Here is a 13,541-nt window from a genome sequence, read left to right on the forward strand (position 1 = left end):
ACGTGCTCAGGGTCGCCGACAAGTACGCCGACACCGATCGCGGGCAGCAGCGCCGCGGCAACGAGGACGCCTTCTTCGTCCAGCCGCCGCTGTTCGTCGTGGCTGACGGCATGGGCGGCGCGCAGGCCGGCGAGGTCGCCTCCGGCATCGCCGTCGACACCTTCCGGGGCGGTCTGCCCGACGGCGGCGACGGGCCCGAGTACCGCCTGGCCGAGCTCGTCCACTCCGCCAACCGCACGATCCACGAGCGCTCGCGCACGACGGCCGAGCAGGCGGGCATGGGCACGACCGTGACCGCCGCCTACGTCGACGTGGACGGGGTGGCGATCGCGCACGTGGGCGACTCGCGCGCCTACCGCTGGCGCGAGGGCGAGCTCGAGCGCCTGACCGACGACCACTCGCTGGTCGAGGAGCTGATCCGGCAGGGCAAGCTCACCGCCGAGGAGGCCGAGGAGCACCCGCAGCGGTCGATCATCACGCGCGCACTGGGTCCCGAGCCCGACGTGCAGGTCGACACGCGCACCGCGCCGGCCAAGGACGGCGATCTGTTCCTGCTCTGCTCCGACGGGCTCACCGGCATGATCGGCGAGGCCGGCTTGGCTCGCGTGCTGGCTCAGGGCGGGACGTTGCGCGACATGGTCCGCGCGTTGATCGCCGCCGCCAACGAGGCCGGCGGGCGCGACAACATCACCGTCGTCCTGTTCCGCGTCGAGGAGGTCGACGAGCTGTCGACCGGTCCGCTGACCGCGCAGGCGCCGCTGGACCAGGACACGACCTCCCACGACATCGTCGACGCGGAGCCGGTCGGGCCGGCCGCGGTGCAGCAGCGCGTCGCCCGTCCGCGCACCCCCGTCGCTCCGGAGGGCAAGCGCCGCAACTGGGGCAAGCGCCTGACCGTCTCGCTGATCCTCGGCGTGATCGTGTTCGCGATCGCGCTGGGCGTCTACGCGGGCATCAACTCCGTCTACTTCGTCGGCACCGACGACGAGGGCCGCGTCGCCCTGTTCCGCGGCCTGCCCTACGAGCTGCCGCTCGGCGTCGACCTCTACACGACGCAGTACCGCTCCGGGATCCCCGCCGCGTCCCTGACCGAGGAGCGGCGCCAGACGCTGCTGGACCACAAGCTGCGCTCGCACGCGGACGCGGTCGACCTGGTCCGCCAGCTCGAGCTCGGCCAGCTGCAGGGCTCGTGACCGCGCGCAACCGCGAGCTGCTGGCGCTGGTGCCGGCCTCGCTGCTGCTGACGGCCGGGTTCGCGGCCGTCTTCGTGCAGCGCGAGGACGTGCTGTCCAACGTGTCGCTGACCTACGGCGCGATCTTCCTGGGCCTGTGCGTGGCCGGGCACCTGGTCATCCGCCTGACGCTGCCCGACGCGGACCCGTACCTGTTCCCGCTGGCCGCCACGCTGTCGTGCTTCGGCCTGGTGATGATCTACCGGATCGACGAGACGCTGGCCCGCGAGCAGGCCCAGTGGTTCGTGCTCGGGCTGATCCTGTTCGCGGCGACGATCATCCTGGTGCGCGACATCGCGGTGCTGGAGCGCTACCGCTACACGATCGCCGCGGTCTCGCTGCTGCTGCTCGTGCTGCCGCTGGTGCCCGGCATCTCGGCGCAGGTCAACGGCGCCTACCTGGGCATCAAGCTCGGCCCGATCGCCTTCCAGCCCGCCGAGTTCGCGAAGATCGGCATCGTCATCTTCCTGGCCAGCTACCTGCGCGACACGCGCCAGCTGCTGGTCAGCGCGGGCCGGCGGATCGGGCCGGTGATGCTCCCGCCGCTGAAGCACTGGGGGCCGATGCTGGCCATCTGGGTGCTGGCCATGCTGCTGCTCTTCGGGATCCGCGACATCGGCACCTCGGTGATGTTCTTCGGCGCGTTCCTGGCGCTCGTCTACGTGGCCACCAACCGGTTCACGTTCGTCGCCGTGGGGCTGGTCGCCTTCGCGATCGGCGCCTGGCTCGTCGGTCACGCCACCAGCCACATCGCCAGCCGCTTCGACGCCTGGCGCGACCCGTTCGACCCCGAGCTCTACAACCGCGTCGGCGGCAGCTACCAGATCGCCCAGTCCCTGTTCGCCCAGGCGGACGGCGGCCTGTTCGGGCGCGGCTTCGGCCAGTCGATCCTCGACATCCCCGGGACCGACAGCCAGCTGCTGCCCGCCGCGCACACCGACCTGATCTACGCGGTGATCGTCAACGAGCTCGGCCTGGCCGGCGCCGTCGGGCTGCTGTGCGTGTGCCTGCTGATCGTCGAGCGGGCGATCAAGACGTCGATCATGGCGCGCGACTCGTTCTCCAAGCTGCTGGCCGCCGGGCTGGGCGCTGTGTTCGGCCTGCAGGTGTTCGTGATCGTCGGTGGCGTCACCAAGGTGATCCCGCTGACCGGCGTGACCTTGCCGTTCGTCTCCTACGGTGGGTCGTCGATCCTGGCCAACTTCGTGCTGCTCGCCCTGCTGCTGCTCGTCTCCGACAAGGCTCGGCGCCAGGCGTGAACGCCCCGGCCCGCCGCCTCTACATCTTCATCAGCGCGCTGTTCGCGCTGCTGGTCTTCGCGACCGCGTGGTGGACCGTCGCGCGCCCGGAGCAGCTGCGCGACAACACGGAGAACAAGCGGGCGCTGCTGGAGCAGCAGCGCATCCATCGCGGCACGATCCGCGCCGCCGACGGCACGGTGCTGGCCCGGTCGATCCCTGGCCCGGGCGGCACCTGGACGCGCCGCTACACGTCCGACGACAACGACACCTCGCACGCGGTCGGCTACTCCTACACGAACCTCGGCCAGGTCGGACTGGAGAAGTACCGCAACGACGAGCTGGTGGGGGAGACGAACGGGATCGAGTCGTTCGTCGACCAGGTGCTGGGCAAGGAGCAGGTCGGCAACGACGTCACCACGACGCTGGATCTCGACGCCCAGCGCGTCGCCCTCCAGCAGCTGGCCGGGCGCAAGGGGGCGGTCGTGGCGATGGAGCCCGACACCGGCAAGGTGCGCGTGATGGTCAGCGTCCCCGGCTTCGACGCCAACAGCGTGCGCGACCCCAAGACCTACCGCCAGCTCAACCGCGACGGCGACTCGCCGCTGTTCAACCGGGCCACCCAGGCCTCCTATCCGCCCGGTTCGACGTTCAAGGTGGTGACGGCGGCGGCGGCGCTGGACAGCGGCCAGTACACGCCGGACACGATCGTCGACGGCGACTCGCCGAAGGTCGTCTCGGGCGTGCCGCTGGCCAACGACGACGACGTCAGCTACGGGGACATCACGCTCACCACCGCGCTCACCCACTCGGTCAACACGGCGTTCGCCCAGATCGGGGAGGATCTGGGGAAGGCCACGATGGCGAAGTACATGAAGCGCTTCGGCTTCGACGCGAAACCCCCTCTCGACTACCCCGCTGATCAGATGCTCGCGTCGGGCGAATACGACCTGAAGACCGGCCGGCTGCTGCCGACCACCTCGCCGCGCGTCGACGTCGGCCGCATGTCGATCGGGCAGGACAAGCTGCAGGTCACGCCGCTGCAGATGGCCACGGTCGCGGCGACCGTGGCCAACGACGGCGTGCGCGTCGCGCCCCGGCTGACCGACAAGATCGTCGATCCGGACGGGCGCGTGGTCGACCGCATCGAGCCCCAGGAGGAGGAGCGCGTGATGTCGTCCAAGGCGGCGCGCGAGCTCGGCGAGATGATGCAGAACGTCGTGCGCGAGGGCACCGGCACCGCGGCGGCGCTGTCGGGCATCGACGTGGCCGGCAAGACGGGCACCGCGCAGATCGACCCGGACCGCAACATCACCCAGCCCTGGTTCATCGCCTACGCGCCGGCCGACGACCCGAAGATGGCGATCGCGGTGACGGTCGAGCGCAGCGACGGCGGCTTCGGCGGCACGGTCGCCGCCCCGATCGCCAAGGCGGTCCTCGAGCAGCTCCTGGGCGCGGAGGCCGGCGGATGATCCGCGACGTCCCGGCCGGCACCCTGATCGACGAGCGCTACCGCGTGGTCGAGCGCGTCGGCTCGGGCGGCATGGCCGACGTGTACCTGGCGCAGGACACCCAGCTCGGGCGCCAGGTCGCGGTCAAGCTGCTGCACCGGCGGTTCGCCGAGGACCGCGAGTTCGTCGAGCGCTTCCGCCGTGAGGCCTCCAGCGCGGCCGGTCTGTCGCACCCCAACGTCGTCGGCGTGTTCGACCGGGGCGAGTGGGACGGCACCAGCTACATCGCGATGGAGTACCTGGACGGGCGCACGGTCAAGGAGCTGATCATCCAGGAGGCGCCGCTGGATCCGGTGCGCTCGATCGACCTGACCGTGCAGATCCTGCGGGCGGCGCGCTTCGCCCACAAGCGCGGGATCATCCACCGCGACCTCAAGCCCCACAACGTGATGGTCGACGCCGAGGACCGCGCCAAGGTCACCGACTTCGGCATCGCCCGGGCCGGCGCGTCGGACATGACGCAGACCGGTTCGATCATGGGCACCGCGCAGTACCTGTCGCCCGAGCAGGCCCAGGGTCACGCCGTCACCCCGCAGTCCGACCTGTACTCGATCGGGATCATCCTCTACGAGATGCTCACCGGCCGGTTGCCGTTCGACGGCGAGTCGGCGGTGACGATCGCCCTCAAGCAGGTCAACGAGGCGCCGCTGCCGCCCAGCGCGTTCAACCCGGCGGTCACGCCCGAGTTGGAGGGCGTCGTCCTGCACGCGCTGGAGAAGAACCCGGCGCACCGCTTCTCCGACGCCGACGAGTTCATCCTCGCGCTGGACCGCGCGCGCAACAACATCCTCGAGGGCTCGCCCGACTCGATGACCGCCGCGTTCGCCCCGGTGGGCCCGCCGACCGGCACCCACGAGGTGGTCGACAGCGGCGGCAACGGGCGCGCCTGGTGGATCGCGCTGCTGGTGCTGGTCCTGCTGATCGGCGGCGCGGGCCTGGCCTACGCGCTCACGCGCCCCGACAAGCGCGAGGTGCCCAACGTCACCGGCAAGCCGGTGCAGGCCGCGCTGGCCATCCTGCAGAACGCGGGCTTCGACCCCAACGTCGAGCGCACCCCGGCCGACGCCGACGAGGGCACGGTCCTGCGCCAGGACCCGCAGCCGGGCGTCAAGGCCCAGGAGGGCGACGAGGTGTCGCTCGTCGTCTCCGACGGGCCGGGCACCAAACCGGTGCCCGAGGTCACCGGCCAGCCCGTCAAGCAGGCGGTCAAGACGCTGACCGAGGCGGGGTTCAAGGTGCAGCAGCGCGAGGAGCCCAGCGCCGACATCGCCAAGGGGCGGGTGATCTCCACCAGCCCGGACGCGGCCACGCCGCTGGACGTCGGCGCGACTGTGATCGTGATGGTGTCGACCGGGCCCGAGAAGGTCGACGTGCCCGACGTCGTCGGCCAGGATCGAGAGGACGCGCGCTCGCAGCTGGAGGGGGCCGGGTTCGTCGTCGACGCCAAGCAGGAGGAGAACGACACCGCCGACCCGGGCACCGTGCTCAGCCAGGACCCGGCGGCCGGCACCAAGCTGGCCGAGGGCGAGACGATCACGATCACCGTGGCCAAGGAGCCGACCACCGCGGCCGTGCCCAACGTCGTCGGCCAGGGCGTCAACGAGGCGGCCAACCTGCTCTCCGACGCGGGCTTCGTGCCCAACCAGGTCACCCAGACGGTGACCACCCGGGCCGACGACGGCAAGGTGCTGGCCCAGAACCCGTCGGGTGGCACGACCTCCGACACCGGGGCGCGCGTGACGATCACGGTCGGTCGCTACGTGCCGCAGACCACGCCGACGACGCCGACCACGACCCCGACGACCCCGACGACGACGCCCACCACGCCGACCACCACGCCGACGGCGCCCACGACCACGCCGACCACCACCACGCCCACGCCATGAGGATCGCGGTCCTGTCCGGTGGGCGCTCGTCGGAGCACGAGGTCTCGCTCTCCTCCGGTGCCGCGGTGCGGGCGGGCCTGGCCGAGGGCGGCCACGACGTCCTCGACGTGCGCCTGGAGCGCGACGGCACCTGGTGGTTCGATGGCGCGGAGGTCGCGCTGCGCGCCGGCGGCGGGCTGCTCGGCGCCGACTGCGTCTTCCCGGTCCTGCACGGGCCGTTCGGCGAGGACGGCACGGTCCAGGGGCTGCTGGAGATGCTGTCGGTGCCCTACGTCGGCGCCGACGTGCTCGCCGCCGCGCTGTGCATGGACAAGGTGCTGTTCAAGGACGTGCTGGCCGCCGCCGGGATGCCGCAGGTGGCCTACGCCGCGGTCCGCGACGGCGCCGTCGACCGCGCGGCGATCGACGCGCTCGGGCTGCCCGTGTTCGTCAAGCCGGCGCGGCTGGGCTCGTCGGTGGGGATCGTCAAGGTCGACCGCGCCGAGGACCTCGACGCGGCGCTTCAGCAGGCCTTCACCCATGACCCGGTGGTGATCGTCGAGGCGATGGCCCACGGCCTGGAGATCGAGTGCTCGGTGCTGGGCAACGCCGCACCGCAGGCCAGCGAGCCGGGCGAGATCCAGCTCAACGCCAGCGCCAGCGGCTGGTACGACTACGAGGCCAAGTACACGCCGGGCGGCATGGAGCTGGTGATCCCCGCCCGCATCTCGGCCACCGCCCGCGACCGCGTGCGCGAGCTGGCCGTCGAGACCTTCGTGCGCGTCGGCTGCGAGGGCCTGGCCCGCGTCGACTTCTTCGTCGACGGCGAGGACGTGATCGTCAACGAGCTCAACACGATGCCCGGCCAGACGCCGACCAGCGTCTACGCCAAGCTCTGGGCCGCCTCCGGCGTGACATACCCCCGCCTGGTCGAGCAGCTCTGCGAGCTGGGCATCGAGCGCGCCGTAGCGCTCGCGCGCTACTCCCACTAGGTTCGCCGCCGCGGTTCCAGCGTTTACGGCGGCATCGAAGGCGAGCGGGCCTTCGCATCGGCGGAAACCGCGGCTCACTGCGCCGAGCCGCATTTTGGTCCCGCCCAGCGGGACCCAAACGCGAATGGGTGGCGCTGAGCGCAACTGAGACGCAATTCGCCCTGGGAGGCGCCGCGGGCCGCTCGTTTGCCGCCGCCGTTGTCGTCTCGAGCCCGCACTGCGGGCTCAAGCGGACAACGGCGCGCGCGGAGAGCGGGAACGTGCCACGCGGCGCTGGAGCGGGCGCCGCGCTCAGCCCGTCTGCTTGGACAGCAGCGCGAGGTCGCTGATCGTCGCGCGCTCTTCGCCCTCGGGCAGCTGGGTGATCCACACGAGGTAGTAGCGGAACTTCTCGCCGGCGGTGTCGAGCTCGACCTGCTGGGACTTCTTGGCGTCGGCGATCGAGCCGACCTTGGTCCAGCCGTCGAGGCTGTCCTTGGGCGGGCCGCTCTTGGCCGCGTAGATCTCGCCGCTCCAGCCCGGCGTGGTGGTGCGGACCTCCATCTGGGTGGCCGCGACGCCCGGGGAGGCGTCGACGTACAGCCCGACGCCGCTCTTGTTCAGCACGCCGTTCTCGTAGGTCTCGGTCGACCAGGCGGACTTCGAGTCGTCGTCGATCGCCGCCGAGGCCTCGGCGTGGTGCTCGCCGTCGCCGCCCTCGGGGTCGAAGTCCTCGGCCGCCTTGGTCTTCAGCGGCACGACCTCGGTGTTCGGCGTGGTCGGCTTGACGTTGGGCACCTGCACGCCGCGCGTGGTGTGGTCGCGGGCCAGCAGGATCACCGCGGCGACCGCGCCCACGACGAGCACCAGGGCCAGGATCACCAGCAGGTGGGGGACGCGGGCGCGCAGCGGGACCCGGCGGCGCGTCTTGGCCGGCAGCGAGCGGATCACCGACGTCGCCTCGCCGGTGATCTGGCCGGCGCGCGAGCTCTCGATGGCCAGCACGTCCTCGAGGTCCATCGCGAACGACGCGGCATCGGGGTAGCGGCGGCCGAGGTCCTTGTCGGTGGCCCGGTCGAGCACGGCGCCCAGCGCGGCGGACACCTCGGGGCGGCGCATCTGCACGTCGGGCAGGTCCTCGCGCACGTGCTTCATGGCCACCGCGACCTGGTTCTCGCCCCGGAACGGGACCTCACCGGTCAGCATCTCGTAGAGCACGACGCCCAGCGAGTAGATGTCGGACTGCCCGTTGACGGCGTGACCGAGCGCCTGCTCGGGGGAGACGTAGTCGGTGGTGCCCAGCACGCGGCCGTCCACGGTCAGCCCCTCGTCGACCAGCATGCGGGCGATGCCGAAGTCCGTGACCTTGGCCGAGCCCTCGGGGTCGATCAGGACGTTCTGGGGCTTGATGTCGCGATGGACGATCCCGCGGTCGTGCGCGGCGCCCAGCGCCCGGGCGATCTCGATCGCGTAGGCCACGGCCTCGGTGACCGGCAGGCGCCCCAGGCGGCGGATGCGCTGCTTGAGCGTCTCGCCCTCGACGTACTCGAGCACGATGTAGGGCGTCGGGTTGGCGTCGTCGCCCTCCTCGCCGGCGTCGATCACCTGGACGACGTGCGGGTGGTTGAGCTGGGCCACCGCGCGCGCTTCGCGGCGGAAGCGCTCCAGCTGGTCGGAGTCACGCGCCGTCTCGCGGTGCATGAGCTTGATCGCCACGGGCCGCTCGAGGACCGTGTCGAAGGCCCGATAGACCGTCGACATCCCACCGGCGCCGATCTCGGCGTCGAGGCGGTAGCGGTCAGAGAGCAGCGTGCCGACGAGGGTCGTCATTCGCCTTCTATGTTGACGGGAGACGACGTGATGCGAAGTGGTTCGTCGGTGGGCCGACGAACACCTACGTTAGGGCGCGGTCTTGCGCGCCGACGAACAGGCGGGCCCCGGGGGGCCGGGAACGATCACGATGTTCGTGACGCGCTCCCGGCCCGGGCCTGTGATGTTCGTCATGTCAGGGTCAGCCCTGCAGCAGCGACAGCACGCTCTGCGTGGACTGATTGGCCTGAGCGAGCATCGACGTGCCGGCCTGCTGCAGCACCTGCAGGCGGGTGAAGTCGATCATCTCCTCGGCCATGTCGACGTCGCGGATGCGCGACTCGGCGGCGACCAGGTTCTCCGAGTACGCCGCGGCGGCGTTGACGGAGTGCTCGAGGCGGTTCTGCACCGCGCCGAAGGTCGCTCGCGTGGCGGAGATCGAGTCGATCGCCGCGTCGAGGTTCGAGATGGACGCCGTGGCGGCCAGGTTGTAGTAGCCGGTCGGCAGCGAGCTGTTCAGTGAGATCGTCGGCACCGTGATGATCTGACCGTCGTTGGCTCCCACCTGGAAGGTGACCGAACCGTTGACGGCGAGGAACGTGATGCCGTTGAACTGCGCCTGCGAGCCGATGCGGTCGATCTCGGAAGCCAGCTGGTAGACCTCGGACTGGATGGCCGACTGGTTGGCGCCGGACATCGTGCCGTTCTTGTACTGCACGGCGAGCTCGCGCATGCGCTGGAGCATCGAGTGCACCTCGTCGAGGTTGCCCTCGGCGGTCTGCACCAGCGAGATGCCGTCCTGCATGTTGCGCTGGGCCTGCGAGAGACCGCGGATCTGACCGCGCATCTTCTCGGAGATGCCCAGGCCGGCGGCGTCGTCGCTCGCGCTGTTGATGCGGTAGCCGGACGACAGGCGCTCCATCGACTTGGAGATCTGGTCGCTGGTACCGGACAGGGCGCGATGCGTGTTGATCGCCTGAATGTTGTGGTTGATCCTCATGGACATGTCTGTGAGGTCCTTTCGCTACTTGGAAACGGGCAGGTCCTTGGGGAGAACCGTCGGGTCGGCCTGAGCCGCCGCGGCGTTCTCCTCCTTGACTGAGCGCCAGATCTCCTCCCGGTAGACCGGGAGGGAACGGGGCGCATCGATCCCAATGCGAACGCTCGAACCGCTGACCTCGATCACCTCGATGACGGTGTCATCGCCCAGCATGATCTTCTCGCCGGGCCTACGGGTGATGATGAGCATGGTCAGTTCCTCCTTGGAAGAGACGGTTGGGGAATGAACGAGCGTCACGACACGGGGATGTCGTGTTTAGGCCGCCCGCTCCTCCGTGATCGTGGAAAAGAGCGGGGCCCGGACCGGGGCGTCCGGAGCCTGGTTGATGACCTGATGGCCGAGCCCGTTATTGACAAGGATCGGCGCGCGGAGGTTCGCACTGAAGTCCTCCAGCGATTCTGCCGCGCGAACGGTCACGTAGACCGCCGTGTCGTCGTCGGATTCGATGCCGAGTCGGTCGGCCTCGTCGTCGGCGATCTCGACCTCGTAGCTGTCGAAGAACCGCCACGGGTTGGTCAGCGGCAGCGCGAGCGCCGGGTCGTCCAGGCTGTGCAGCCAGACGAACGCAGCGTCGTCGCTGCGGGCCAGGAGCGTGTACCGGCTCCCGCCCAGGCCGATGAGCCCCTGCGGGAAGTCGATCACGGCCTCCTCAGGGATTTCCACCTCCCCAAAGCGCGTGCTCTGAAGGGTCACAGACATGCTGCCTCCTGCGTGATGATCAGTCGCTCCACCTTCACGACAGGAAGTCCAGGAGCGATGGTTGGATGATGGTCGCGCCAGCCTTCAGCGCGGCCTCGTAGACGGACTGCGTGGTCGAGAGGTTCAGGTACGCCGTCGCGGCGTCCACGTCCTCGGTGTCGGAGAGAAGTTGGGTCGAGGCGAGCTTGTTGCTCGACAGCCGGTCGTCGGCCGCGTCGAGGCGGTTGACCGTCGCGCCGATGATCGCCTGGGCCTTGTTGAGCGCCGTCAGGTTGGCGTCCAGCGCCTTGACGTCGGTCGTGCCCAGCGCGGCGGCGTCGGCCGGCACGCCGCTCTTGAGGTGCGCGGAGATGTTGCGCAGCGTCGCGATCAGGCCGCCGTCGCTGCCGCCGCTGCCCAGGATGGGCGGGGTGCCGGAATTGACCGCGGTGTTGATCTGCACCGACACGCCGGGGCCGATCTCGCGGGCGATCACGCCGGTGTTGCCCTGGTAGGTGTCGACGGCGGGAACCGTCGTCGTGTCGTAGGGCTTCGTCGTGGTCGCGGTGCCGGAGAAGATGTAGGTGCCGGCGTAGTTCGTGTTGCCGGCCTGCTTGACGGCCTCGACGATCTGGTCGATCTCGGCGGCGATGTTCTTGCGCGCCTCGTCGCCCGTCGCGCCGTTGGCGCCCTGGATCGTCAGCTCCTGCGCGCGGTGCAGCAGCTTGGTGACCTCGTCCATCGAGTCGCTGGCCGTCTGCATCCAGCCGCGCGCCTGCGAGATGTTGTCGGAGTACTTGGCGTTGGCGGTCAGGTCGCCGCGCGTGAGCACGGCGCGCTGCGCGCCGACGGGGTCGTCGGAGGGCTTCAGCAGCTTCTTCTGCGTCTGCATCTCCTCCGAGGCGCGGGCCAGGCGCTCCTGCGACTTGCCCAGGTTGGACAGCAGGCGGTCGGTCATCATCGACTGCGTGATGCGCATCAGAGACCGACCCGGCCCGTGCGGTTGATCAGCTGGTCGAGCATGTCGTCCATCGTCGACATGCTGCGAGCGGCCGCCTGGTAGCTGCGCTGGAAGCGGATCATGTTGGCCATCTCCTCGTCGACGGAGACGCCGGAGATCGACGTGCGCCGGTCGGACGCGGCCGACAGGACGGCGTCGGCGGCGGTGTCGCGACGATGCACGTCGCGGGTCTCCGAGCCGACGCGCAGGACGAAGCCGGCGTAGCTGCGGTCGGCGGTGCCCGCGCGCAGCGCGGCCACGGCCAGGGCGACGTCGTTGGCGCCCGCCGGGCTGCCGGCCAGGTTCGTGGTGCGCACCGTCGACGGGTTGCTGACGATCGCCGCGGCGACCGACATCGTGGCCGACGTCGTGCCCGCGGCGGTGAAGAAGGGCGCGCCGTGCGCGGTGTTGACGCTCGACACCAGCTGGTTGACGAACGCGTCCATGTCGGCGCGGTACTGGTCGATCGTGCCGCCCGTCTTGCTGATGTCCTGCAGCGCGCCCAGCTTGCCGCCGGGGTTCGGCGTCGCGTACAGCGTCGTCGCGGGGGCGGTCGGGGTCCAGGCGGTGCTGTCGTCGACCAGCAGCGGCGGGTTGACGTTGCCGAAGGCGACCTGGATCGAGCCGTAGGGCAGCTCGGTGACCGTGACCTGGCCCAGGGCCGAGAGCTTGTCGACCAGCAGATCGCGCTGGTCCAGCAGCGCGTTGGGCTGCTGGCCGGCCGCCGTGGCCTCCTTGATCTGCTGGTTCAGCTTGGCGATCGTCTGGGCGTCGGTCAGGACCTCGCCCTTGGCGGACGTGTAGGCCGAGAACTGGTTGGCCGCGTTGGTCTTGATCGCCTGGAGGTTGTCGTCGAAGGCCTTGATGCCGTCGACCAGCGCCTGCGCGTTGACCACCAGGGCGCTCTTGGTCGGGTCGTCCTCGGGGTGGTTGGCCACTTCCTGCCAGGCGTCCCAGAACTGGCCCAGCAGCGCGCTGATGCCCTCGTCGCCCGGCTCGTTGAGCGCGAGCTCGACGTTGTCCAGGGCGCTGGCCAGCGTGCTGGTCTCGCCCTTGACCGTCGACTGCGTGCGGAACTGGAGGTCGGCGAACACGTCGCGGGCCCGCTGGTAGGCGGTGATGTCGACGCCGCCGCCGATCAGGGCGCCGCCGCCGTTGGCCAGCGCGCCCGTGTTGACCTTCGCGCCGACGAACTGCTGGAGCTGGACGCTCTGGCGCGTGTAGCCCTCGGTGTCGGCGTTGGCGATGTTGTTCGCGGTGACGTCGAGCGAGGCCTGGGAGGCCTGCAGCCCGCGCAGCGCGGTGTTCAGCCCGAAGAAGCTGGAGATGCCGTTGGCCATCTCAGGCCTCCAGATCCAGGACGCGGTGGACGGCCGGGGTGGCCGGGGCGACGCGCAGCGAGCCGCCGTCGTCGCCGGGCCGGCGGTAGCCCAGGTCCTCCTGGCCGGACATCATCCGGGTCAGGTGGTCCAGGAAGGAGAGCTCCTGGCGCATCAGCGCACGGTTGACCGTGTGCTCGCGCTGGATCTCGGTGAGCAGGCCGCGCAGCTCGGCCGAGCGGCCGCGGGCGGCGGCCGCCTCGGAGGGGTCGATCAGGCTGGCCAGCGCGTCGAGGGTGATCGCGTGGCCGGCCACGCCGAGCTGCGCGCCGGCGCGGTTGAGCAGGAGCGTGCGCTGCTGCTCGAGCTGACCGCGCAGGTCCATCTCGACCTGCAGGTCGGACAGCCGCGCGAGGACCTCCTCGACGTCCTGGCGGCGGATCGCGGCGCCCTGGCGCAGGACGATGTCCAGCAGGCGGCGAGCCGAGTCCAGCTGCTCGTCGAGGTGGACGATCACGTCGGCGCCGAGCGAGACGGTGCCCGTCGTGGCCAGCATGGTCATGCCGTTGCTCCGCCGACGGCCGTGGCGTCGGCGCTCGTGGACGTGGGGATGTCGACGATCTGGCGGGCCAGGCCGAGACCGCCGCCGGCGGTGATCGACTCGGCCAGCGCGTCGGGCAGCAGCTGGGCGTAGGGGCCGTCCTGCATCGCCGAGCCGGCGGTGGCGGACAGCGACTTGGCCAGCTCGGTGACCAGCGTGTTCTCGAACGAGAGCGCCGCCTGGTACTGCTGGCGGACCTGCGGCGAGGCCGAGCGGACGTCGGCGGGCAGCAGCGACTGATCGACGGGGGGCAGCAT

At 70.6% G+C, this 13,541-nt stretch carries 13 protein-coding genes; 5 read left to right on the plus strand and 8 right to left on the minus strand.

What is annotated here, in order from left to right:
- Positions 1-2: 2 nt before the first annotated feature.
- The 5 genes from ACZ5UI_RS20820 to ACZ5UI_RS20840 are packed head-to-tail and all read left to right on the plus strand — an operon-like array spanning position 3 to position 6,838.
- Positions 3-1,193, plus strand: coding sequence for a Stp1/IreP family PP2C-type Ser/Thr phosphatase (locus tag ACZ5UI_RS20820; RefSeq protein WP_464190578.1), 1,191 nt, complete (start codon positions 3-5; stop codon positions 1,191-1,193).
- Entirely contained in the window at positions 1,190-2,491 is a 1,302-nt protein-coding gene (locus ACZ5UI_RS20825; RefSeq protein WP_464190580.1) for an FtsW/RodA/SpoVE family cell cycle protein, read from the plus strand. The genes ACZ5UI_RS20820 and ACZ5UI_RS20825 overlap by 4 nt, the downstream gene beginning before the upstream one ends.
- Complete coding sequence (locus tag ACZ5UI_RS20830; protein ID WP_464190582.1) at positions 2,488-3,942, plus strand: peptidoglycan D,D-transpeptidase FtsI family protein; 1,455 nt, start codon at positions 2,488-2,490, stop codon at positions 3,940-3,942. The genes ACZ5UI_RS20825 and ACZ5UI_RS20830 overlap by 4 nt, the downstream gene beginning before the upstream one ends.
- On the plus strand, positions 3,939-5,867 hold the full coding sequence (locus ACZ5UI_RS20835) for a Stk1 family PASTA domain-containing Ser/Thr kinase (protein ID WP_464190584.1): 1,929 nt from the start codon (positions 3,939-3,941) through the stop codon (positions 5,865-5,867). Before ACZ5UI_RS20830 ends, ACZ5UI_RS20835 begins: the two co-directional genes overlap by 4 nt.
- Positions 5,864-6,838 carry a D-alanine--D-alanine ligase family protein gene (locus tag ACZ5UI_RS20840; protein WP_464190586.1) on the plus strand — a complete coding sequence of 325 codons (975 nt, stop codon included), beginning with the start codon at positions 5,864-5,866 and terminating at the stop codon, positions 6,836-6,838. Before ACZ5UI_RS20835 ends, ACZ5UI_RS20840 begins: the two co-directional genes overlap by 4 nt.
- Positions 6,839-7,129: 291 nt before the next feature.
- Here the strand turns inward: ACZ5UI_RS20840 and ACZ5UI_RS20845 are convergent, their stop codons facing one another.
- From ACZ5UI_RS20845 to ACZ5UI_RS20880, 8 genes are all read right to left on the minus strand, one after another.
- Positions 7,130-8,647 carry a protein kinase domain-containing protein gene (locus tag ACZ5UI_RS20845; protein ID WP_464190588.1) on the minus strand — a complete coding sequence of 506 codons (1,518 nt, stop codon included), beginning with the start codon at positions 8,645-8,647 and terminating at the stop codon, positions 7,130-7,132.
- A 181-nt stretch (positions 8,648-8,828) separates the two neighbouring features.
- Positions 8,829-9,632: a flagellin N-terminal helical domain-containing protein gene (locus tag ACZ5UI_RS20850; RefSeq protein WP_464190590.1), complete on the minus strand. Its 804-nt coding sequence runs from the start codon at positions 9,630-9,632 to the stop codon at positions 8,829-8,831.
- Between the two features lie 18 nt (positions 9,633-9,650).
- On the minus strand, positions 9,651-9,875 hold the full coding sequence (csrA, locus tag ACZ5UI_RS20855; protein WP_464190592.1) for a carbon storage regulator CsrA: 225 nt from the start codon (positions 9,873-9,875) through the stop codon (positions 9,651-9,653).
- Between the two features lie 66 nt (positions 9,876-9,941).
- A complete protein-coding gene (fliW, locus tag ACZ5UI_RS20860) occupies positions 9,942-10,385 on the minus strand; it encodes a flagellar assembly protein FliW (protein WP_464190594.1) in 444 nt (147 codons plus the stop codon).
- A gap of 34 nt (positions 10,386-10,419) precedes the next feature.
- Positions 10,420-11,343 (minus strand): flagellar hook-associated protein FlgL, encoded by a 924-nt coding sequence (gene flgL / locus ACZ5UI_RS20865; protein WP_464190596.1) that lies wholly within the window; start codon positions 11,341-11,343, stop codon positions 10,420-10,422.
- Entirely contained in the window at positions 11,343-12,704 is a 1,362-nt protein-coding gene (flgK, locus tag ACZ5UI_RS20870) for a flagellar hook-associated protein FlgK (protein ID WP_464190598.1), read from the minus strand. Before flgK ends, flgL begins: the two co-directional genes overlap by 1 nt.
- 1 nt (position 12,705) lies before the next feature.
- Positions 12,706-13,245: a flagellar export chaperone FlgN gene (flgN, locus tag ACZ5UI_RS20875; RefSeq protein WP_464190600.1), complete on the minus strand. Its 540-nt coding sequence runs from the start codon at positions 13,243-13,245 to the stop codon at positions 12,706-12,708.
- A complete protein-coding gene (locus ACZ5UI_RS20880) occupies positions 13,242-13,541 on the minus strand; it encodes a hypothetical protein (protein ID WP_464190602.1) in 300 nt (99 codons plus the stop codon). The genes flgN and ACZ5UI_RS20880 overlap by 4 nt, the downstream gene beginning before the upstream one ends.

It is taken from the genome of Conexibacter sp. JCM 18997, from assembly GCF_055391915.1.